Below are 22,240 nucleotides of genomic sequence, written 5' to 3'. Positions count from 1 at the left end.
GCGTCATTTACTTGTCACCCGCAAGTTCTCGCACGATCATCACCGGGTTCTCACCGAGTCGAGTGGGATGGGGAGCGCATTCGGATGGTGAGGGCGTTGTTGAACTGGTTCGACCGGGCGCCGGTCGTGGACGAGGTGGACCGGCGCAACGTGCGGGTGATCCAGCTGTTGCTGCTGTTCCTGGCGATCACCATTCCGGCTACGTTCGCAGTCGCGCTGCCGCTGGCCTGGCCGCAGCTGCGCGGACGCGCGGTGCCGCCCGGCCTGGTGGTGTCGCTGACGATGAGCCTGCTGATCGCGGTGTGCGCCGCGATCGGTTTCGTGCGCGTGCGCCGCGGCGCGCTGCGCGGGGGCGTCGGCTTGCTGTTGGCCGCGATGCTGGCGTCGCTGCTGGTCAATGCCGCGGTCAACGGCCTGCAGCGTCAGTTGCCGGATCAGTTGGCGCAGATGCTGGTGCTGATCCTGGCCGGGCTGGTGCTCGGGCGCCGCGCGCTGTGGATCACCTTCGGCGCACTGCTGCTGATGCTGGGCCTGGGCGTGGGCCACGATGCGCTGCTGGAGTTCGCCGACGAGCCGGGGCGCGCGTTCTACAACCTGCCGTCGGTGCTGTTCAGCTACCTGCTGGTGACGCTGCTGCTGGATCGCACCACCGAAGCGCTACGCGAGAGCCTGCGCGAATCCAATGCGCGCGGCCATCGCCTGCAGCAGGAAATGCTGGCGCGCGAACGCGCGCAGGCGCAGCTGATCCATGCGCAGAAGCGCGAGATCGTCGAGCGCATGGCCGGCGGCCTGGCGCACGATTTCAACAACGTGCTGGCGGTGATCGTCGGCTTCTCCGCCACGCGCCACGACGACGATGCCGGCAGCGACGGCGAGCGCATCGCGCTGCTGGAAGACAGCCTGGCGTCGGTGGAGGAATCGGCGCGGCGCGGCATGGCGGTCATCCGCCGGCTGCTGCGCTTCAGCCGCCGCGATGGCGAACAGGCCGAGGACTTCGACGCCGCGGCCGCCATCGATGCGTTGCAGCCGATGCTGCGGCAACTGCTGGAAGCGCGCATCGTGCTGCGCTGCGCCTTGCCGGCGACGCCGGCGCCGATCCACCTGGATCGCAGCCAGTTCGAATTGATGCTGCTCAACCTGGCCAGCAACAGCCGCGACGCCATCGCCGACCGCGGCCATCTCGACATCGCCGTGCGCAGCGAAGCGGCGTGGACGATCATCGAGGTCGCCGACGACGGCCAGGGCATGCCGGTGGACGTGGTGGCGCGCGTGTTCGAGCCGTTCTACAGCACCAAGCCCGCCGACAGCGGCACCGGGCTCGGCCTGGCGGTGGTGCACGACCTGGTGGCGCGCGCCGGCGGCCGCATCCAGGTGCACAGCGAACTGGGCGTGGGCACCCGCTTCCGCATCGCCTTGCCGCACGCGGCCGTGGCGGCCGGCACGGCGCGCGTGGCCGCCGCTCAGCCGGACGGATCGAAGATGTAGCCCTTGCCGTGCACCGCGGCCAACGGCAGGGCGGCGCCGCAGCGGCGCTGCGCCTTGCTGCGCAGGCGGTGCACCATCGAGTCGAGGCGGTGCGCGTCGAAGTCGTACACGCGGTCGGTCAGCGCCGCGATCAGCGCCTCGCGGGCGACCAGCAGGCCGGGCTGCTCGAGCAGGCGCCGGCACAGGCGGCGTTCGCTCGCGGTCAGCGCCGCCGCCGCGCCGGACGGCGCCAGCAGGCACCAGCCGTCCTCGCTGAGCTGCCAGCGGCCACGCGCCGGTTCCATCGGGGCGCCGCCCAGGCGCCGGGTCAGGCTGTGCAAGGTCGCCGCCAGCAGGTCGATCTCCACCGGCTTGGCCAGATAGGCATCGGCGCCGCCGGTGAGTCCGCGCACGCGGTCTTCGGTCTGGCCCAGGCTGGTCAGCATGACGATGCCGATGGCCGGATACTGTTGGCGCAGTTCGCGCGCCACGGTGAAGCCGTCGGTGTCGGGCAGGCCGACGTCGAGCACCACGATGTCGGCGGGGGCGGTCAGCAGCCGCGCCTGCAGCTCGGCGCCGCTGCCGCAGCCCTGGGTGTCGAAGCCGAAACGGCGCAGGCCCGGGATCAGGATGCGCTCGCGCAGCATCGGATCGTCCTCCAGGACCAGAACGCGCAGGGCGGCGGCAGCGATAGTGGCATTCATGCGCCGGCGCAGTGTAGCGGCAGCCGCCCGATTGCGTCTGCCCATGGAGCGCGCCGTCGATCCCCGAGCAGACCCACTCGGGGATTAACGGCACGCTGTGGCCGGTCGGCGGCACTTACGCAAAGCAAACGCCGGCGCTGGCAGACTCGCGCTTTCCTGGCGAACGGCGGACATGATGGCAGCACGAATCGAGGACTACGCCATGCTCGGCAACTGCCGCAGCGCGGCGTTGGTGGACAGGCACGGCTCGATCGACTGGCTGTGTCTGCCGCGCTTCGATTCCGACGCGCTGTTCGCCGCGTTGCTGGGCACCCCGGAGCACGGCCGCTGGTCGATCGCGCCGGTCGCCGACTTCACCAGTACCCGTCGCTACCGCGACGGCAGCCTGGTGCTGGAAACCGAGTTCGAGACCGACCAGGGCGCCGTGGCGGTGCTGGACTTCATGGTCGCCAGCCACGACGACGACGTGCACAACCACGTGGTGCGCATCGTGCGCGGGCTGCGCGGCCGCGTGCCGCTGCGCATGCAGCTGCAGCTGCGCTTCAATTACGGCCGCACCATTCCCTGGGTGTCGCAGATCGAGGGTGGCCTGCAGGCGATCGCCGGGCCGGACCAGATCGCGCTGCGCAGCCCGCAGCCGATGCATGGCCACGGCTTCGCCACCGAGACGGATTTCGCGTTGGAGCCCGGCGACAGCACCTGGTTCGTGCTCAGCCATGGCGCCTCGCACCTGGAACTGCCGCCGCCGCTGGCGCCGGAACAGGCGCTGGCGCAGACCGAGGCGTTCTGGCATGGCTGGTCGCACCGCTGCGTGCAGGCCGGCCCGTGGACCGAGGCGGTGCGGCGTTCGCTGGTGGTGCTGAAGGGGCTGAGCTACCTGCCCACCGGCGCGATCGTCGCCTCGCCCACCACCTCGCTGCCGGAACGGCTCGGCGGCGAGCGCAACTGGGATTACCGCTTCTGCTGGCTGCGCGATGCGGTGTTCACCCTGACCGCGCTGCACGCCGCCGGCTATTCCGACGAAGCGGCCGCGTTCCACGGCTGGCTGCAGCGCACCGTGGCCGGCTCGCCCGACCAGTTGCAGGCGCTGTACGGCATCGGCGGCGAACGGCGCATGTCCGAATGGGACGTGGACTGGCTGCCCGGCTACGAAGGCGCGCTGCCGGTGCGCGTGGGCAATGCCGCCGCCGGCCAGTTCCAGCTGGACGTGTACGGCGAGGTGATCGCCGCGTTCCATCGCGGCCACCACGAAGGCATGGCGACCGCGGCGCATGGCCGCTCGCTGGCGCGGCAGCTGCTGGAAGTGCTGGAGCAGCGCTGGCGCGAGCCGGACGAAGGCATCTGGGAGATCCGCGACCAGCGCCGCCATTTCGTGCATTCCAAGGTGATGGCGTGGCTGGCGTTCGACTGCGGCGCGCGCGACGGGGTCACCGACGCCGACGCCGCGCAGCGCGCGCACTGGCGCGCGCTGGCCGACGAAGTGCATGCGCAGGTGCTGGAGCAGGGCGTGCACCCGGACGGCTATTTCGTGCAGAGCTACGGCAGCGATCGGCTGGACGCGGCGACCCTGCTGATTCCGCTGGTCGGGTTCCTGCCAGCCGACGATCCGCGCGTGGCGGCCACCGCCGATGCGATCGCGCAGCGGTTGAGCATCGATGGCCTGGTCGAGCGCTATCGCGCCGACGACGACAGCGGCGACGGCCTGCCGGCCGGCGAGGGCACCTTCATCGCCTGCAGCTTCTGGCTGGTGGAGAACTACGCGCTGCTGGGCCGCACCGAACAGGCGCGCACGCTGTTCGAACGCCTGCTCGGCCTGTGCAACGACGTCGGCCTGCTGGCCGAAGAATACGATCCGCGCAGCGGCCGCATGCTCGGCAATTTTCCGCAGGGTTACTCGCACGTGGCCCTGGTCCACGCCGCGTTGCGCCTGCATGGCTTACTCGGCGAACAGGACACCCCTCCATGAGCGAAGCGACGCAAACCACTCCTCCCTGCCTGATCGTGGTGTTCGGCGCGCGCGGCGACCTGACCCGGCGCCTGGTGCTGCCGGCGCTGTACAACCTGCGCCGCAGCGGCGCATTGCCCGAACAGTTCGCGGTGATCGGCGTGGACCACGGCGACATCAGCGAAACCACCTGGCGGCGCCTGCTCGGCACCGCGCTGCATGGGCTGATGGCCGACCGCGACGCCGAGTTCAAGGCCGACGGCCTGGACGAGGACGTGTGGAACTGGCTGCGCACGCGCCTGCACTACCTGCGCGGCGATTTCGCCGATGCGGCGACCTATCGCGCGCTGGGCGAGGTGATCGCCAAGTACGACGCGCAATACCAGACCGGCGGCAACGTGCTGTTCTACCTGGCCACCGCGGCGCGCTTCTTCGCTCCGGCGATCGAGCAGCTGGGCGCGGCCGGGCTGGTCAAGCAGACCGCCGGCGGCGGCTGGCGCCGGGTGATCGTGGAGAAACCGTTCGGCCACGACCTGCGCAGCGCCAAGGAACTCAACGCCATCGTCGGCCGCGTGCTCGACGAGGACCAGGTGTTCCGCATCGACCATTTCCTGGGCAAGGAGACGGTGCAGAACATCCTCGCCTTCCGTTTCGCCAACGGCCTGTTCGAGCCGGTGTGGAACCGCGACCGCATCGACCACGTGCAGATCACCGCCGCCGAGACCATCGGCGTGGAAGGGCGCGGCGGCTTCTACGACCCCACCGGCTGCCTGCGCGACATGGTGCCCAATCACCTGTTCCAGCTGCTGGCGATGATCGCGATGGAGCCGCCGGCGGCGTTCACCCCGGCCTCGATGCTGCGCCGGCGCGCCGAGGTGATCGAGGCGGTGCGGCCGCTGGCCCCGGCCGACGTGGTGCGCGGCCAGTACGCGGCCGGCGCGATCGGGCGCATCGCGGTGCCCGGCTACCGCGAGGAAGACACGGTGCCGTCCGATTCCAACACCGAGACCTACGTGGCGATGAAGCTGCAGGTGGACACCTGGCGCTGGGCCGGCGTGCCGTTCTATCTGCGGACCGGCAAGCGCCTGCGCGAACGCACCACCGAGATTGCGATCCGCTTCAAGCCAGCGCCGCTGGCGCCGCTGCGCAGCGCCGAGATCGGCGGCTATGGTCCCGACTGGCTGGTGCTGCACATCCAGCCCGACGAAGGCATCTCGCTGCAGTTCGACGTCAAGCGACCGGGCGCGCGGGTCAGCCTTGCGCCGGTGCGCATGGACTTCCGCTACCGCGACTGGTTCCCGAAGGAATACACGGTCGGCTACGAGCGCCTGCTGCAGGACTGCATGAACGGCGAGGCCGGGCTGTTCCAGGACGCGACGATGGTCGAGGCGGCCTGGCGCATCGTGCAGCCGATCCTGGATGCCTGGCAGGCCTCGGCCGACGAAGTGGCGCAATACCCGGCCGGCAGCGCCGGCCCGGCCGCGGCCGATGCGTTGCTCGCGCTCAACGGCGGCCACAGCTGGCGCACCCTGACCGCCGGCCGCCGGCCGCCGCCGCGGCGCCCGGCGGAAGGCGGCGCCGACGCCAGGCCCGCAGCGCCGCCGAAGCGTGCTTCGGCTTCTGCCAAGCCTGCCGTTTCGAAAGCCAAGGCGGCCGGCGCCGGCAAGCCCAGCAAGGCTGCGGCGGCGAGGACTGCGTCGGCCAAGAAAGCGGTCGCCTCGCCGAAGGCGACGGAGGGCAGGAAGACAACGGACGGCAACAAGACGGCCGCGTCAAAGAAGGCAGTCAAAGCCTCTGCAGGAAAAGCGAGCAAGCGCGTGGCGAAGAAGTCGCCCGCAGCTGCGGCCAAACGACCGGCGGCGAAGCGCTGACCCGCAATGCGCGTAGCCCGTGTGGGAGCGACGTCAGGTGGCCTTGTGCCGCCGTCGAGACGAGACTTGGCTACGTCGGGACTGAAGTCCCTCCCACAGTGCACCCGGCGCACCAGCCGCGAGTGCTGCAGCAGCGCGTCCGCTGCAGTTCTGTAGGAGCGGCTTCAGCCGCGACGAACGAAGCGGCGCACCTGGCAGGTTCGGCATTCTGTCGGGGCTGAAGCCCCTCCCACAAGGGCAGCCACCACTCGCAAATCCCCTGTAGGAGCGGCTTCAGCCGCGACAAACGAAGCCGCTAAATCGTCAGGTTTCGGATCCTGTCGGAACCGATGGCCCAAGACCGTCAAGATTCCCTCCCGCCACAGCACCTCGGCATGCCGGCCGCACGTTGTGGGAGCGACTTCAGTCGCGACGAACGCAGCGGTGGAGCCCGCCGGCTTCGCATCCTGTCGGGGCGAAAGCCCGCCTGCAAGCGCTCCAGAATAGCTCGCGAAACCTGCAGGAGCGGCGTCAGCCGCGACGAACGAAGCGAGGATCCAACCGGCATCCGGCACCGCCACGACCGACATCCCTGCCGCCAGTCCTCCCGCCGCACACGCTACGCAAGCGCCGCACCATCAACACCAATACGGCTACGACTGCGGCTTCGCCGTCGCCGCATCGTCCGCCGCGTCCCGGGGCGCGTCGCTCACATCCGCCTCGAACAGCTGCATCAGGTCCGCGCGCGCATCGCGCGAGGTCTGCACCACCGCCGCCTCGTCGTCGTACACCAGGTGCTGCGCGCGTAACAGCTGTTCGTCGTGCTGGCGGAAGCGGGCGATGCGGTCGCGCGCGGTCTCCGGGCTCAGGCCCAGGTTCACCAGCACCTTCTCGCTCAGTTCCAGGCTCGAGGCGAACACCTCGCGGAACGGTTCGGCGCCCAGATCCATCAGCCGCCAGGCGTGCTGGCGGTTGCGCGCGCGCGACAGCACCTGCGCCTTCGGATACAGGCGGCGGATCAGCCGCGTGGTCTTGATGTTGGTCTCCGGGTCGTCCATCGCCACCACGAAGATGCCGATGCTGTCGCTGCCGGCCGCGCGCAACAGGTCCGGGCGGCTGGGGTCGCCGTAGTAGATCTTGTTGCCGAAGCGGCGCAGGTCTTCCACCGTGTCCGGGTTGTGCTCCAGCGCCACGAACGGGATGCGCTGCGCGGTCAGCAGGCGCGCCACGACCTGGCCGAAACGGCCCATGCCGGCGATCAGCACCTGCGCGCGCTGCTCGTCCACGGTGTCGTAGTGGGCGGCCGGCGGCGGCGTGCGCCTGGCCTTGGCCGCCTCGCCGCCGTCGAGCAGGCGCTGGATGCCGATCAACAGCAGCGGCGTCAGCGCCATCGACACGCCGACCACCGCGACCAGGCGATCGTGGTTGGCGTCGTCGAGCAACTGCACGCGCTGCGCTTCGGTGAACACCACGAACGCGAATTCGCCGCCCAGCCACAACAGGCTGCCCAGCAACAGCGCGCTGCGCAGCGGCAGCCGCGCCACCCGGCCGATGCCGACCAGCAGGCTGAACTTGACCAGCAGCAGGGTGGCCACGCCGCCGGCGATCAGCCACGGCTCGGCGACGATGCGGTCCAGGTCGATGCCCATGCCCACGGCGATGAAGAACACGCCCAGCAACAGGCCCTGGAACGGCTCGATCTGCGCCTCCAGCTCGTGCCGGAATTCCGAGTCGGCCAGCAGCACCCCGGCCAGGAACGCGCCCAGGCTCGGGCTCAGCCCGGCCTTCTGCAGGAACCACGCATTGCCCAGCACCACCAGCAGTGCGCTGGCGGTGAACACCTCGGGCATGCGCGTGCGCGCCACGACGCGGAACAGGTGGCGCAGCGCGAAGCGGCCGCACAGCACCACCACCGTCAGCGCGCCCAGCGCCTGCGCCACCTCGGTCCAGGTCAGGGTGTCGTTCTTGGCGCCGCCGAGCAGCGGGATCGCGGCCAGCAGCGGGATCGCGATCAGGTCCTGGAACAGCAGGATGGCGAAGCCGAGCCGGCCATAGTCGCTGTTGAGCGCCTTGCGCTCGGCCAGCAGCTGCAGGCCCACCGCGGTGGACGACAGCGCCAGCGCCAGGCCCACCACCAGCGCGCTCTTCCAGTTCAGGTCCAGGCACAGCAGCAGCACGCCCAGCGGCAGCGCGGTCAGCACCACCTGCGCGGTACCGGCGCCGAACACCGCGCGCCGCATCAGCTTCAGCCGCGCCGGCGACAGTTCCAGGCCGATCAGGAACAGCAGCATCACCACGCCGATCTCGGCGGCGTTGAGGATGCGCTCGGTGTCCTGCACGAAGCCCAGGCCGTCCGGACCCAGCACCACGCCGGCGGCGAGATAGGCCAGCACCGCGCCCAGGCCCAGGCGCTTGAACACCGGCACCGCGATCACCGCGGCCAGCAGCAAGACCAGCGCCAGTTCCAGGCCGCCGCTATGCATGAGTCGTCTCCATCGCGCCATTATGCGGCCGCCACGCGACCGTCCGCTTACCCGGATTGGGGGAAGACGCAGGCGGGTGCCGATCTTCGGCGTCGTCGGGATGCCAGGCGGGCCAGGGGAGATCGGCACCTTGGCGGCTTCGGGCCATCGGCGCCGGCAAGGCGCGAAGCCGGCAAGCGTCCCCGCTTCGTTCGTCGCGACTGAAGTCGCTCCCACAGGAACCTGCGGCCAGTGTCCAGGTGCGCTGTAGGAAGGGCTTCAGCCCCGACAGGAATCGGTGCCGGAATGCTCAACGCTGCATTCGTCGCGGTCGAAACCGCTTCTGCAGGGAACTCGCGATCGGCCGTGGTGCACTGTGGGAGGGACTTCAGTCCCGACGCGTGGACGCCGGAACCCACCGTCATTCCCGCATCGACCAAAGCCGCGACGCCGCAGGCCGCGGATCGTCCGCATCTTCCGATCATCCCCGCGCCAGCATCACCCGTGTACCGTTGTCGCACCGCTTGCCCGCCCCGCGTCCGCCATGAGCACCTACCACCTGCAGTCCGTGTTCCGCCCCGCTTCGGTCGCCATCGTCGGCGGCAGTCCGCGCGAGCGCTCGGCCGGGCGCGCGGTGGTGCGCAACCTGCGCGCCGCCGGCTTTCCCGGGCAGATCGGCTGGGTCAGCCCGCGCTACCGCGAGATCGACGGCGTGCCCACCGTGCGCCGGCTCACCGATCTGGCGTGGGTGCCGGACCTGGTGGTCATCACCGCGCCGGCGCGGATCGTGCCGCGCATCGTCGCCATCGCCGCGCGGCGCGGCGTCGCCGCGGCGATCATCCTCACCGCCGGCCTGGGCGAAGGCCCGGGCTCGGCCGCGGCGCGGGTCGAGGCGGCGGCGCGCGCCAAGGGCCTGCGCATCCTTGGTCCGCACTGCCTGGGCGTGATCGCCCCGCACGCCAAGCTCAACGCCAGCATCGCCGCGCATTGCCCGCAGCCCGGCGACCTGGCGCTGATCTCCGAATCCAGCGCCATCGCCGCCGCCCTGGTGGAGTGGGGCGTGGCGCGCTCGGTCGGCTTCTCCGCGGTGGTCTCGCTGGGCGATGCGCTGGACGTGGACTTCGGCGACCTGCTCGACTACTTCGCCACCGACTACCGTACCCGCGCCATCCTGCTGTACGTCGAACACATCCACGACGCCCGCAAGTTCATGTCCGCCGCGCGCGCCGCGGCGCGCGCCAAACCGGTGGTGGTGGTGAAATCCGGGCGCCTGCTGCGCATCGACCCCAACGCCGACACCCATGTGCAGGCGCTGGCCAGTTCGGACGCGGTCTACGGTGCGGCCTTCGCCCGCGCCGGCCTGCTGCGCGTGCGCGCGCTGGACGAACTGTTCGCCGCGGCCGAGACCCTGGGCCGGCTCAGCACCTTCCCCGGCCGCCGCCTGGCGATCCTCAGCAACGGCGGCGGCGTCGGCCGCCTGGCGGTGGACAAGCTGGCCGACCTCGGCGGCACCCTGGCCGCGCTGTCGCCGCAGACCCTGCAACGCCTGGAGCGGGCGCTGCCGCAGGAGTGGTCGCACGCCAACCCGGTGGACATCGTGGTCGACGCCGACGGCGAGCGCTATGCCGCCGCCGCCGAAGCGCTGCTGGCCGACCCGGAGAACGACGCGGTGCTGGTGGTCAACGTGCCGACCGCGTTCACCTCTTCGGCCGATGCCGCGCAGGCGCTGACCCGCACCCTCGGCCTGCGCCCGCGCCACCACCGCGACAAGCCGGTGTTCGCGGTGTGGCTGGGCAACGACGAAAGCGCCACCGCCACGCTCAACGCCGCGCATATTCCCACCTACGCCACCGAGGCCGACGCGGTGCGCGGCTTCATGCACCTGGTGCGCTACCGCGAAGCGCAGGCAGCGCTGATGGAGACCCCGCCGAGCCTGCCCGAGGATTTCGTGTTCGATGCGGCCACCGCGCGCGGCATCGTCGACGCCGCGCTGGCCGCCGGCCAGACCTGGCTGGATCCGCTGGCCACCACCCGCCTGCTCGCCGCCTACGGCATCCCCACCGCGCCGGTGGTGCATGCCGCCAGCGCCGCCGACGCCGCCGTGGCGGCGGCGCCGATGCTGGCGCAAGGCCTGGCGGTCGCGGTGAAGATCCATTCGGCCGACATCCCGCACAAGTCCGATGTGGACGGCGTGCGCCTCAATCTGGTCAGCGCGCAGGCGGTGCAGGACGCCGCCGAAGGCATCCTCGCCCGCGCGCGCGCCGCGCGTCCGGATGCGCGCATCGACGGCGTGCTGGTGCAGCCCACGCTGCTGCGGCCGAAGGCGCGCGAACTGATCGCCGGCATCGCCGACGACCCCACCTTCGGCCCGGTGATCGTGTTCGGCCGCGGCGGCACCGCGGTGGAAGTGATCGACGACAAGGCGCTGGCGCTGCCGCCGCTGGACCTGCGCCTGGCCCACGAACTGATCGGCCGCACCCGCGTCAGCCGCATCCTCAAGGCCTACCGCGACGTGCCCGCGGCCGACGAGCGCGCCGTGGCGATGGTGCTGGTCAAGCTGGCGCAGCTGGCGGCCGACCTGCCGGAAATCCGCGAGCTGGACATCAATCCGCTGCTGGCCGACCGCGACGGCGTGATCGCGGTCGACGCCCGCGTGGCGGTGGCGCCGTCGCGGCGCCTGCACAAGGGCCGCGGCCACCCGCGCTTCGCGATCTTCCCGTATCCGAAGGAATGGGAGCGGCGCATCGTGCTCAACGACGGCGCCGCCGCGTTCGTGCGCCCGGTGCGCCCGGAAGACGATGCGCTGTTCCGCAGCTTCTTCGCCCGCGTCACCGACGAGGACCTGCGCCTGCGCTTCTTCCAGGCGGTGAAGCACTTCAGCCACGAATTCATCGCCCGCCTGACCCAGCTCGACTACGCCCGTTCGATCGCCCTGGTGGCGATCGAGCCCAGGACCGGCGACATGCTCGGCGCGGTGCGCCTGCACGCCGACGCCGACTACGACCGCGGCGAATACGGCATCCTGATCCGCTCCGACCTCAAGGGCCACGGCATCGGCTGGCAGCTGATGCGGATCATGATCGAATACGCCGGCTGGCTGGGCCTCAACGTCGTCGAAGGCCAGGTCCTGCGCGAGAACCGCACCATGCTGGCGATGTGCGAACACCTGGGTTTCAAGGCCACGCCGGACCCGGAAGATGCGACGCTGATGGATGTGGTGTTGCCGGTGGGGAAGGGGTGAGGGGGGGAGTGCCTGCATCGCTGGCAGAAGGAGTCCGATGCCGCGTCGATCGGCGCCATGGCTGCGTGTTAGGGGCAGGGGGGGCGCCCAGGACATCCGCAAAGCATCGCAGACGTCGCCTGCCCCGGCGTTTGAAGCTGGGCCACGATGCGCGATACTGGCAATGCCGCCGCTGCAATGCGGCCCAGGGGTCGCTCGCAGGCAGATGGGAATCGCTGAGTCTTCGATCGTTTCGTTCCGGGTCTTCGGAGATGATCTCGTGCCCGCCGAGGTGACCGCACTGTTGCAGTGCGAGCCGACCCGTGCGTTCGCAAAAGGCGATGTGCGTATCGGCAAAAAGACCGGAAACCGTTACGTGGAAAAGACCGGGCGTTGGAGCGTGTCTGCTGCCGATCGGCACCCCGAAGACATCTCTGCCCAGATTTCCGAAATCCTCGGCAAGTTGAGCGCCGATCCGGCGGTCTGGGATCTGCTCGCGTCACGGTTCACGCTCGATATCTTCTGCGGGGTCTTCATGGGCTCGTCGAATGATGGGCTTGAATTCAGTCCGGGCGTGCTCGGGGAGCTCTCCAAACGTGGCATCTCGCTGTGCTTGGACATCTATGACAAGTCCGAAGACTGATATGGCTTGCATGAGCGCCTGCACGCCAGCGCCGCGTAGTGGCACAACGCGATAGGGGATTGCGATGGAGACCGCAGAAAAATTCTTTCCCCACTATTTGATTGCTCATGCGTGCTTCGAATGCCGCAAGAGTTTCAAGATCGCTCCGCGGCCGGGCTATTCTGCAGTGTGCCCGAATTGCGCCGGCGAGATCCATGAGATGAGACGCTCGTTCAAGGCGCCACGCGCCAAGGACACAGAGCAGTGGGCGAAGGTCCAGGCGCTCTACGAGGCTGGCTTCCGCTTCTCCAGCTACCGCAGCACGTCTGGACCAGCGCTGCCCGACAGGCTCGCGCAAGTGCCGGCATTCCTCAGAGACAATCCGGCACATCCATTGCGTGTGGCAACGCCGCGCAACGCGCGTTAGGCGCCCTGATGCGCCGTAAAGTGCCGCAAGACATCGCAAACGAGCTCTGCCAGATGATGGCTGGTTGGCGCATGGGCGACGACTATGAACTGATGGCCGAGATTCCTGATGGAACGCTCTACTTCGATCTCCTGGAAAAGACGGTCACGCATGGCGCCGGTCACAGTCCGACGCTGTGGATAGCGGATGAGTTGAACGCATGGTTGGAGCACAGGCTGAGCGACGAGAAGATCGCCGTAACCAACTGATGCACGCCAAGCTCGAACTCCGGTATGAGACGAGCCGCATAAGAACGGATCGAAGAAGCTCGTCTCGTTCGACTTCGCGTGTCGTTCGTCGCCCCCAACCGACGAAGTGGAGTACGGCGGAAGCGTCGTCGAACGCCACGCCTATCACCAGCGCGTTGCGTCTGGCCCATCTTCCAGGCGAGTGATTGACGGCGCCGCTTAGCGGGCATCCATCCAGCGCAGCTGCATGCTGCTGCGCAGCAACTCGGGTGCGATTTTCCCTGCCATGCCACGGTTGAAGGGCGTGCACTGCATTTGTCTTGCGAACTGGACGATTCCCTGCCTATCGTCCTGGCTGGTGCGGGTCGCTGCAGGGGAGCGCGCGAGTGCCGCTCCAACGAGGCCCGAAGACGGCATTGCCGCTGGATGTCACTGGTTGTTTCACTCCATTCGCCACTCGAATCGCATCCCATGACCGAATCGAATTCTTCCTTCCTCCTCTCGCGCCGCGACTTCCTGGTCGGCGCGGGGAGCGCGGCGATCTTCGCGTCGCCGCTGCGCGCCATGGTCATTTTTGATAGCGCTAACAATGCGTTTCGGCTCGCGGGCGACGGGGGCGTCGCGCCGATCCAGGTGGACGTGCAGGATTTCCCTGGCGTGGCCAGGGCGGCGCGCGATCTCGCCGAGGACATCGGCCGCGTGTTCGGAACGCCGGCCGCGCTCGTCAGCGAACCGAACCGGCTTGATCGCCCGGTCGTACTGATCGGCACGCTCGGCAAAAGTGCGGTCGTCGATGCGCTGGTCGCCGACGGCAAGCTCGATGTCGCGCCGATCCTCGGGCAGTGGGAGTCCTACACGCTGCAGACCGTGGCCGATCCGATGCCTGGCGTGGCCGAAGCGCTGGTGATCGCCGGCAGCGACAAGCGCGGCACCATCTACGGCATCTATGCGCTGTCCGAACAGATCGGCGTGTCGCCCTGGTACTGGTGGGCGGACGTGCCGGTTCGGCGCCGGTCGGCGATCTCGATCCGGCGCGGCACGCATTTCGAAGGGCCGCCGGCGGTGAAGTACCGCGGCGTGTTCCTCAACGACGAACAGCCGTGTCTGGGAAAGTGGACCACCGAGAAGTTCGGCGGGATGAATTCCAAGTTCTACGCACGCCTGTTCGAGGTGCTGCTGCGCTTGCGCGCGAACTACCTTTGGCCGGCGATGTGGGACAACGCGTTCGCGCAGGACGATGCGGACAACGCCCGGCTCGCCGACGAATACGGCATCGTGATGGGCACCTCGCACCACGAGCCGATGATGCGCGCGCACAAGGAGTGGACCGACCACCGCACGCAGTACGGCAACGGCGAATGGAACTACGCCACCAACAAGGAGGCGCTGCAGACCTTCTTCCGCGAAGGCATCGCGCGCAACCGCTCGCACGAGGTGCTGGTGACGGTGGGCATGCGCGGCGACGGCGACGTGGCCATGGCCAGCGCCGGCGATCTGCAGGCCGATCTGCGCCTGCTCGAAACCATCATCGCCGATCAGCGCAAGATTCTCGCCGCGGAACTAGGTGCCGATGCGAGCCAGGTCCCGCAGCTGTGGGCGCTGTTCACCGAGGTGCAGAAGTTCTACGACGCCGGCCTGAAGGTGCCGGACGACGTGACCTTGCTGTTCACCGACGACAACGTCGGCAATCTGCGGCGGCTGCCGAAACCCGACGAGCGCCAGCGCGCCGGCGGCTCCGGCATCTACTACCACATGGACATGAACGGCGGGCCGTTCTCGTACAAGTGGCTCAACAGCAATCCGCTGCCGAAGATCTGGGAGCAGATGACCCTGGCGCACCGCTATGGCGCCAACCGGATCTGGATCGCCAACGTCGGCGATTTCAAGCCGTTGGAGATCCCGATCGAGTTCTTCCTGCGGCTGGCCTGGAATCCGGACGCGATCACCAAGGACGATGTCGCCGGCTGGACGCAGCGCTGGGCGAGCAGGGAATTCGGCGCCGAGCACGCCGTGCAGATCGCGGACATCGTCGCCAAATACGCCAAGTACAACGCCTGGCGCAAGCCGGAACTGGTGAAGCCGGAGACCTTCAGCCTGCTGCACTACCGCGAGGCCGAGCGCGTGCTGGACGCCTGGGCCACGCTGGTGGCGCAGGCCGAAAGGATCCAGTCGCGGTTGCCGGCGGATGCGCACGACGCGTATTACCAGTTGGTGCTGCATCCGGTGAAGGCCTGCGCGACGGCGACGGAATTGAACATCGCCGCGGCGCGCAATGCGTTCTACGCGCAACAGGGCCGGGCGAGCGCGAATGCCGAGGCCGACTACGTGCGGCAGCTGTTCCAGCGCGACCGCGAACTGACCGACTACTACAACACGCGCCTGGCGGGCGGCAAGTGGAACCACCTGATGGACCAGGTGCATCTGGGCTACTTCGACTGGTATTCGCCGCCAGCGAACATCATGCCAGCCGTGACGACGCTGCGGATCGAAGACACCGCCGATTATGCGGTGGCAGTCGAAGGTGCGGTGCCGGGCTGGCCGGGCTACTGGCTCGACCCGGAGCTGCCGACGTTCGACAGCCTGTGCCGGCAGCGGCACTACGTCGACGTGTTTCCGCGCGGCGCGCGCCCGATCGCGTTCGAGGTGGCCGCGGCCGAGCCGTGGATCGTGATCGCCGAGGGCAAGCCGTTCGGCGTAGGACGCCACGATCGGCGCTTCTGGGTCGAGATCGATTGGGACCAGGCCGGCGTCGGCGAGCAGGCCGGGACGATCGTCGTGACCGGCGCGCAAAAGACGCAGACGATTCACGTCAAGGCGATCAAGGCCTCCGCGGCGCAGCGGCGCGAAGCGCGTGCCGCATTCGGCGGCTTGCAAGGGCCGATCGCGATCGCCGCCGACGCGTTCGAACGCAACGTCGATGCCGGCGGCGTGCGCTGGGAGCGCATCCCCGACTACGGCCGCGCACGCGCCGCCATGTCGGTCTTTCCCGTCACCGCGGCCTCGTTCTCCGACCCGCGCACTGCGCCACGCCTGGAGTATCCGGTCTATCTGGCCAAGGCCGGCCGTTACGACATCGATCTGATCACCAACCCGACGCTCAACGTGAACACGGCGCACCAGCTGAGCGTGGCCGTGGCCTTCGACGATCAGCCGCCGCAGGTCATCAGTGTGTTCACGCCGGAGCAGCGCGTGTCGCAGGATTTCCTGGGCGAGGCGTTCTACGAGAACGCCAGGAACAATGCGCGCACCCTGACCGCCTCGCAGTCCGTGTCCACTGCGGGGCGGCATGTGCTGAAGATCATGATGGTCGATCCGACCATGGTCGTGCAGAAGATCGTGATCCGCAGCGCGCCGTTGCCGAACTCTTACTTCGGCCCGCCGGAGGTCCCGGCGCATCCAGGTTGAGCCGCTGACATTTGCGCGCCTGAACCATCATCGGGCCAGCGCATCGCGGTTCGCTTTCTACCGCCGCATGCCGGGCAGGGCAATGCGCCCCGCCCGACATACAAACGGAGCGCGCCGGGACTATTCCAGTTCCTGGTTGTCCACGCCGCGTTCGACCGGGTAGACCGTCGCTGGCGGGGTGGTGGAGCGCATCAGTTTCAGCGGCAGCGCGCTCTGCTGGCAGAGGTTGCCGCCGCTGACGAACACGCCGTCCTGGGTGCACTTCCAGTCGTAGAAGTTGGCGATGCCGCCGGCCAGCTGCAGGCTGAAGTCAGTGCTCTGGGCCGCCGCGTCGAACGGCGTGCCGGCCGCGTTGTTCTGGAACCAGCGCATCCATTCCTTGGAACCGACCGGCGGGATCTTGCTGGCCGCCTGGAAGGTCGGGTTCATCGGCGAGAGTTGCGGCGACTCGGCGGTCATATGGCAGCTCAGGCAGGAACTGATGGGATTGTCGACCGGGCCGTTGAGGCGGCCGTTCCAGCCCAGGTGGGTCGCCGGCAGTTCGGGCCGGGCGTTGATCGCCGACTGCAGGATGCCGGGATTGATCCGGGTCTGGGTCGGCTGCTTGTTGGTGTAGTCGTTGCCGGTATTCTGCGGGTCGTTGCCCCACATCACCCCGACCGGGACCAGGTTCTGCCAGCCGGGCTTGCCGCTGACCGCGCCGTTGTACTGGAACGTGCCGAAGATCCAGCCGGTGCCGGGAATGCGCCGGTCGCGCACGGCGAAGTCCATCTGGATCAGGGCCACCTGCTTGAGCGTTCTGTCCGCCGAGCTGAAACTGTTGGTGACGTACGCCGTCCACAGCACCGGGTTCTGCAGGAACGGCACCTGACTCCTGTCCACGTCGGCGAACAGCGCCTTGCACACCACGGTGCCGTCGCGGAAGCTGTTCGGCTTGGAGGTGAAACTGGGATCGGGATTCTGCGGATCCTTCCACACCTGGCCGAAGGTATAGGCGCCGATGTCGTTGTAGATGCCCACCGCGAAGGTCTGCCCGGTGGTGAGCTGGGTCGGTGCCAGCTGCTTCACCTGGATCTGCGCTTCCTTGGTGAGGCCGTGCACGCCTTCGCGGCCGAGCGGCCCGTAGTGCTGCCACGGTGCGTGGTACCAACGCCGGACCTTGTTGTTCTGCACGTACCAGTCGCTTTCCACGTTGCCTTCCAGGCAATAGGTCTTCACCGCGTCCACGTAGCCGCGCCAGGTCTCGAAATTGTTGCTCAGCGGCTTGGGCAACTTCTGGAAGAACGCCGGCGGCGGCCCGCTGGGCGCTTGCTGCGGAAAGTCCTGGCTGAGCTGGAACAGCGGGCCCTTGTAGGTCTGTGGCGGCGCGTAGCCGAAGTCGGGAAACTTGCCGGCGGTCGCGGTGCCGCTGGCGAGCGCCAGCGCGGCTGCAGCGGCGATGATGCGCAGATGAGGCAGGTGCATGGTGTACTCCCTGTTGTGTGCGTCGGTCCCACGCGGACGTGGCCTGCGTGCTGGGTGTGTCCGGACTCTCCCCGGCCCCGGACCGGCCACACGACCATGCCGACGGCACGGTCGAGAATGCAGAGGCCCGTTGCGCGAGGACGGACCTTGCGCCGGGCGCGCCGGCCCGGGGTGCGGGCATGCACGCCCGCAACCGCGGCGACGGCTGTGTCGAAACAGAGTGGTTCGGGCAGCCGCACACCGGCGCGGCACGTGCGCGCCTGGCCGCGGCGGTGGACAGCGCCCTGCGACGCTGCGCTTACGGGATCGAAGAAGAAATATCCATGTCGCTCTCCTGACCGGCGGGTGAAGGCAACTGCTGTGTGATCGTCCCAGGTGCGTCGAGCGCAGGGGGAACGCGCCAGCGTGGCAGGCAGCATCGGGGGACGAATGCTGCGGGGCGGGCGGTGACGCTGCCGCGCGGGTGCCAGGTGACGCGTCAGATGCTGCGTGCGCGGCTATCGCGCGATCCGCAGCGTTGCTCGACGCGTTCGACTCTAGCCGATCGCCCCGGCACAAGTAGTAGACAGTTGTGCTGCCGCGCAGGCGCTGGGATGCGTACCGCAACCCGGGTCGGGAGTGCGCTCGGGCATGGCTGCACCCGGGAGGTCGTTCGTCTGCCCCGCCAGCGCGGCTCGGTCTCGTTGGTACTAGCCGTTGCGCCGGGAAGAAGCGGCAGAACGGTTCGCCGGCGTCGAAGCGCACGCATCCGGGGCGGCGAACTGCCGGTTCAGTGTGGATGCGAACGCGCTTTGGCAGTGCCCAGCCGGCCTGCATGCATCGATCGCGGCCCCAGCCAGCGGCGGTCGCACTACCCTGGCAGAATCGGCCTGCGCCATCGTCGGCGCTGCGCGGAGGGGGACGCCGCATGTCTGCTGCCGAGCAGCCGCCAATATCCGTGCGGGGACGCAGCCGGGAAGTGCTGGGGGTGTTCCTGCGCCTGGGGCTGACCAGTTTCGGCGGCCCGCTCGCGCACCTGGGCTATTTTCGCGAGGAATTCGTGCGCCGTCGCGGCTGGCTGGACGAATCGGGCTTCGCGCAGTTGCTGTCGCTGTGCCAGGTGCTGCCCGGCCCGACCAGCAGCCAGCTCGGCGTCGCGATCGGCTGGCAGCGCGCGGGCTGGCGCGGGGCGTTGGCGGCGTTCGTGGGCTTCACCCTGCCGTCGGCGCTGCTGATGTTCGCGCTGGCGCTGTCTGCGCCGCGATGGCTGCTGCATCCGCTCGGCGCGGACGTGCTGCACGGGCTCAAGCTGGTCGCGGTGGTGGTGGTCGCGCATGGCGTGTACGCGATGGCGCGCACGCTGACGCCGGACCTGCTGCGGATGCTGCTGGCGGTGACGGCCGCGGCCCTGGTGCTTGCGCTCGACCGCGCCTGGGGCCAGCCGCTGGTGATCGGACTGGGGGCGCTGGCCGGGATCGCCTGGTGCCGGCCGCCGTCGGTGCCGATGGCGGCTGCAGCGCCGCGGCGCTGGCGCCGCGATGTGGGGGTGTGCTGTGCGCTGGCGTTCGGCGGCTTGCTGCTGGCGGCGCTGTGGGTCTCTTCACGCCATGCCGCGATGCCGACGCCGGTGCCGCTCGCCGCGGCGTTCTACCGCGCCGGGGCGCTGGTGTTCGGTGGCGGCCACGTGGTGCTGCCGTTGCTGCAGCGCGAACTGGTCGCCAGCGGGTGGATGTCCGCGGACACCTTCCTCGCCGGCTACGGCGCGGCACAGGCGATGCCGGGTCCGATGTTCGCGCTGGCCACCTATCTGGGGGCCAGCGCCGGGAGCGGCATCGCCCCGGGGGCAGCGGCGATGCTGGCGCTGGCGGCGTTGTTCGCGCCGGGCCTGCTGGCGCTGGGCGCGGCGTTGCCGCTGTGGCAGGCGCTGGCCGGGCGTGGATCGGTGGCGCGGGCGTTGGCCGGAATCAACGCCGTGGTCGTCGGTGTGCTGGCCGCGGCGCTGTACGACCCGCTATGGCGCGACGGCATCCGCAGCCCGCCGGATCTGCTGGTGGTGGCGCTGGGGCTGGTGTTGATGGCACGCCTGCAGCGCCCGGCGCTGTGGGTCGTGGCATGGTGTGCGGCGGCGACGCTCGGCCTCGGCGCGTTGGGGCGCTAGGCGCCGTTGGCGATGGCCGCAACCGGGCATCGCCCACGTTATTGTCGGCGGTAGACAGAGGAATACGGGTTCGCTTCGAGGTGGTCCCATGCGCACGCACGGAACGTTGATCAAGTGGGACGATGAGCGGGGTTTCGGCTTCGTGCGCTCGGCGCATGGCGATGCCGAGATATTCGTGCACATCGCGGCGTTCCCGCGCGACGGCGTGCGTCCGCGGCTCGGCGAGCTGATTTCGTTCGACCTGGAACAGGACGCGGAAGGACGGCCGCGCGCGGTGCGGGTGATGCGCCCCGGACGCGCGCCGACCACGCCGGCGCGCCGCGCCGCGGCTGACGCGCATTCCGGCAGCGCGTTCGGACGCGTGCTGGCCGTGCTGCTGGTGATCGGCATTGGCGCCTATGCGTACTCGCTGCTCGCACCGCGCTTCGCTGCCACGCCGGCGCCGGGCACAGGCGTGGCACCGGCCACACCCGCTGCGCCCGGCGTCCCGGCCGCCGCGTCATCCGGGCAGCGCTTCCAGTGCGATGGACGCACCCACTGCGCGCAGATGACCTCGTGCGAGGAGGCGACCTATTTCCTGCGCAATTGTCCCGGCGTGCAGATGGACGGCAACCACGACGGCGTGCCATGCGAGCGGCAGTGGTGTCACTAGCGTGAAACGGATGCGGCATGTGCTGCGGCGTGCGTCTGCGGACAGCAGCGTTGACGCATACGCTTGCGCGCCCACACACTCGCCGCGCCCACTGCGGCGCCCGCGCCACGACTAGGAAGATGGAATGAGTTACGACCTGGCGGTATTCGACATGGATGCGGCACCGCGAGAGCGCGAGCAGTTCCTGGCCTGGTACGACACCCAGACCGAATGGAGCGAGGAGCACGGCTACGACGATCCGGCAGTGAGTTCGGCGCCGCTGCGCGCATGGTACCTGGACATGGTCGCTGCGTTTCCGCCGATGAACGGCCCGCTGGCCGCGGACGACGTCGACAAGGAACCTGGACGTGCCACCGACTACAGCGTCGGCCGTTCGCTCATCTATGCGGCATTCGCCTGGTCGCAGGCGCAGGACGCGTACGCCACCGTGTTCGGCCTGGCCGCCAAGCATGGCGTGGGCTTCTTCGATGCCAGTTCCGAGTTGGGCGAAGTCTGGTGGCCGGATGGCCAGGGCGCGCTCATGCTTGCCCATGCGGAGTAGCCGCTTCGTTGCGACCGTTCAACACCCGTTGCAGGGTGCGTTCTTCCCGCTGGACACTTCTGGCCGGCGTTGCGCCCTTCTTTTTTTGCCGGTCCAGGCTGCGCATCCAGGCGCGGCCTCTGCACGGATCGCCGCGTCGCTGGAGGTTTCCGGAGAGCCGCTTGGTGCGCGGCGTCATTCCGGTGCTGGCTGGACCGGCTGTGGATCCTCGTGCTGCGCACGGGTGAACGGCGCCAGCCGCAACTTGACCCGATGCTCGACGCCCGCCGGGCACTGCCCCGGCGCCGGTCCGCGGAAATAGCTGCGCTGCCAGCCTGCGCGTTTGGCCTCTGGATCGTCTTGCTCCAGGTCGTGCAGGAACTGGCCGCGGCTGCGCATCCAGGCCTGATAGTCGCGCTCCAGTTCCGGGGTCTGCGACAGCGGCTGCCAGCGCGGTTCGGTCTCGGCCAGCACCCGCCGCTGCACCGGGAAGAAGTGGCAGAACGGTTCGCCGGCGTCGAAGCGCACGCGTCCGGGGCGGGTGAACTGCCAGTTCATGGTGAAGGTGTAGGGACTCCAGTCGGTCTCGATCAAACCGGTCAGCCCGGCGATGCCGTCCTTGGGCCGGTTGACCGGCGCGGTCACGTACAGGTCCATGCCCGGCTCGGTGCGGAACAGGCAGGGCACGTGGAAGGTGAGCACGCCGTAGCCGAAATGGCTGACCGCCGGTGCGTGGCTGCCGGCGTCGGCGTGGAGGCGGATGGCGTCGAGCGCGTTGCCGCCGTTCCATTCGGCCTCGAACCCGCTCTGGCACAGCAGTTCCCAGCCGTGCGCGTTGGCGATGTCCAGCGGCAGGCAGCGGTAGGCGTAGCGCTGGTCGGTGCGGTCCATCCACGGCCGCTCGCGCGGCGCCGGGCGCACGTCGAGGGTGTGGCCGTCGAGAACGTGGGCGGTGAGCTTCATGGCGGCGGGCTTGGCTGGGGGGGCGTGCGCCGAGTGTGACGCGTCGGCGCCGGCATGGCGACCGTGCGCGGCTGCCGAGGTACGCTCGCTGCGGCCGGTCGCGCATGATCGCAACGGAGCGCGATCGTGTGCGCTCGATGGTGCGCCGCAATTGGTGGCGAATTTTGCGAGGCGTGCG

Annotated in this window: 16 protein-coding genes; 12 read left to right on the top strand and 4 right to left on the bottom strand. The window is 69.3% G+C overall.

Going from position 1 to position 22,240, the window contains the following annotated elements; genetic code table 11:
* Nucleotides 1-99: 99 nt before the first annotated feature.
* Nucleotides 100-1,485, top strand: coding sequence for a sensor histidine kinase (locus tag JR064_RS09060; RefSeq protein WP_241092958.1), 1,386 nt, complete (start codon nucleotides 100-102; stop codon nucleotides 1,483-1,485).
* Here JR064_RS09060 and JR064_RS09055 read toward each other — a convergent pair.
* Nucleotides 1,461-2,168 (bottom strand): response regulator transcription factor, encoded by a 708-nt coding sequence (locus tag JR064_RS09055; RefSeq protein ID WP_206229510.1) that lies wholly within the window; start codon nucleotides 2,166-2,168, stop codon nucleotides 1,461-1,463. The genes JR064_RS09060 and JR064_RS09055 overlap by 25 nt on opposite strands.
* 175 nt (nucleotides 2,169-2,343) lie before the next feature.
* Here JR064_RS09055 and JR064_RS09050 point away from each other — a divergent pair, with 175 nt between their 5' ends.
* Both JR064_RS09050 and zwf read left to right on the top strand, forming a co-directional pair.
* A complete protein-coding gene (locus JR064_RS09050) occupies nucleotides 2,344-4,134 on the top strand; it encodes a glycoside hydrolase family 15 protein (protein ID WP_206229509.1) in 1,791 nt (596 codons plus the stop codon).
* Complete coding sequence (gene zwf, locus JR064_RS09045; RefSeq protein ID WP_206229508.1) at nucleotides 4,131-5,984, top strand: glucose-6-phosphate dehydrogenase; 1,854 nt, start codon at nucleotides 4,131-4,133, stop codon at nucleotides 5,982-5,984. Before JR064_RS09050 ends, zwf begins: the two co-directional genes overlap by 4 nt.
* Before the next feature lie 632 nt (nucleotides 5,985-6,616).
* On the opposite strand, the gene JR064_RS09040 is transcribed toward zwf, so the two are convergent.
* Nucleotides 6,617-8,446 (bottom strand): monovalent cation:proton antiporter-2 (CPA2) family protein, encoded by a 1,830-nt coding sequence (locus tag JR064_RS09040; RefSeq protein WP_206229507.1) that lies wholly within the window; start codon nucleotides 8,444-8,446, stop codon nucleotides 6,617-6,619.
* 523 nt (nucleotides 8,447-8,969) lie between these two features.
* Between JR064_RS09040 and JR064_RS09035 the strand changes: the two genes are divergently transcribed.
* The 5 genes from JR064_RS09035 (at nucleotide 8,970) to JR064_RS09015 (ending at nucleotide 16,326) form a co-directional block, all read left to right on the top strand.
* Nucleotides 8,970-11,666 carry a bifunctional acetate--CoA ligase family protein/GNAT family N-acetyltransferase gene (locus tag JR064_RS09035; RefSeq protein ID WP_206229506.1) on the top strand — a complete coding sequence of 899 codons (2,697 nt, stop codon included), beginning with the start codon at nucleotides 8,970-8,972 and terminating at the stop codon, nucleotides 11,664-11,666.
* A 163-nt stretch (nucleotides 11,667-11,829) separates the two neighbouring features.
* Nucleotides 11,830-12,288 carry a DUF4279 domain-containing protein gene (locus JR064_RS09030; RefSeq protein WP_241092957.1) on the top strand — a complete coding sequence of 153 codons (459 nt, stop codon included), beginning with the start codon at nucleotides 11,830-11,832 and terminating at the stop codon, nucleotides 12,286-12,288.
* Nucleotides 12,289-12,352: 64 nt separating this feature from the next.
* Nucleotides 12,353-12,694: a hypothetical protein gene (locus tag JR064_RS09025; protein WP_206229505.1), complete on the top strand. Its 342-nt coding sequence runs from the start codon at nucleotides 12,353-12,355 to the stop codon at nucleotides 12,692-12,694.
* Nucleotides 12,695-12,702: 8 nt separating this feature from the next.
* Complete coding sequence (locus JR064_RS09020) at nucleotides 12,703-12,942, top strand: hypothetical protein (protein WP_206229504.1); 240 nt, start codon at nucleotides 12,703-12,705, stop codon at nucleotides 12,940-12,942.
* 450 nt (nucleotides 12,943-13,392) lie between these two features.
* Nucleotides 13,393-16,326: a glycosyl hydrolase 115 family protein gene (locus JR064_RS09015; RefSeq protein WP_206229503.1), complete on the top strand. Its 2,934-nt coding sequence runs from the start codon at nucleotides 13,393-13,395 to the stop codon at nucleotides 16,324-16,326.
* A gap of 120 nt (nucleotides 16,327-16,446) precedes the next feature.
* On the opposite strand, the gene JR064_RS09010 is transcribed toward JR064_RS09015, so the two are convergent.
* Entirely contained in the window at nucleotides 16,447-17,790 is a 1,344-nt protein-coding gene (locus JR064_RS09010) for a type 2 periplasmic-binding domain-containing protein (protein WP_179569786.1), read from the bottom strand.
* A gap of 179 nt (nucleotides 17,791-17,969) precedes the next feature.
* Here JR064_RS09010 and JR064_RS09005 point away from each other — a divergent pair, with 179 nt between their 5' ends.
* The 4 genes from JR064_RS09005 to JR064_RS08990 all read left to right on the top strand — a co-directional run bounded on the left by JR064_RS09005 (nucleotide 17,970) and on the right by JR064_RS08990 (nucleotide 21,120).
* Complete coding sequence (locus JR064_RS09005) at nucleotides 17,970-18,128, top strand: hypothetical protein (protein ID WP_179569784.1); 159 nt, start codon at nucleotides 17,970-17,972, stop codon at nucleotides 18,126-18,128.
* Between the two features lie 569 nt (nucleotides 18,129-18,697).
* On the top strand, nucleotides 18,698-19,927 hold the full coding sequence (gene chrA / locus JR064_RS09000) for a chromate efflux transporter (RefSeq protein WP_206229502.1): 1,230 nt from the start codon (nucleotides 18,698-18,700) through the stop codon (nucleotides 19,925-19,927).
* 88 nt (nucleotides 19,928-20,015) lie between these two features.
* The gene (locus tag JR064_RS08995; protein ID WP_206229501.1) at nucleotides 20,016-20,579 is read left to right on the top strand and encodes an excalibur calcium-binding domain-containing protein; all 564 of its coding nucleotides are present in this window, start codon (nucleotides 20,016-20,018) and stop codon (nucleotides 20,577-20,579) included.
* 124 nt (nucleotides 20,580-20,703) lie between these two features.
* Complete coding sequence (locus JR064_RS08990; protein WP_179569780.1) at nucleotides 20,704-21,120, top strand: hypothetical protein; 417 nt, start codon at nucleotides 20,704-20,706, stop codon at nucleotides 21,118-21,120.
* Between the two features lie 174 nt (nucleotides 21,121-21,294).
* Here JR064_RS08990 and JR064_RS08985 read toward each other — a convergent pair whose 3' ends face one another.
* On the bottom strand, nucleotides 21,295-22,062 hold the full coding sequence (locus tag JR064_RS08985) for a DUF6065 family protein (protein ID WP_206229500.1): 768 nt from the start codon (nucleotides 22,060-22,062) through the stop codon (nucleotides 21,295-21,297).
* Nucleotides 22,063-22,240: the final 178 nt, after the last annotated feature.

The sequence above is a fragment of the Xanthomonas bonasiae genome (assembly GCF_017163705.1).
In the GTDB taxonomy this organism is placed as follows: domain Bacteria; phylum Pseudomonadota; class Gammaproteobacteria; order Xanthomonadales; family Xanthomonadaceae; genus Xanthomonas_A; species Xanthomonas_A bonasiae.
The sequence above is the reverse complement of the archived record's forward strand: the minus strand, read 5'-3'. Positions and strand labels throughout refer to the sequence as shown.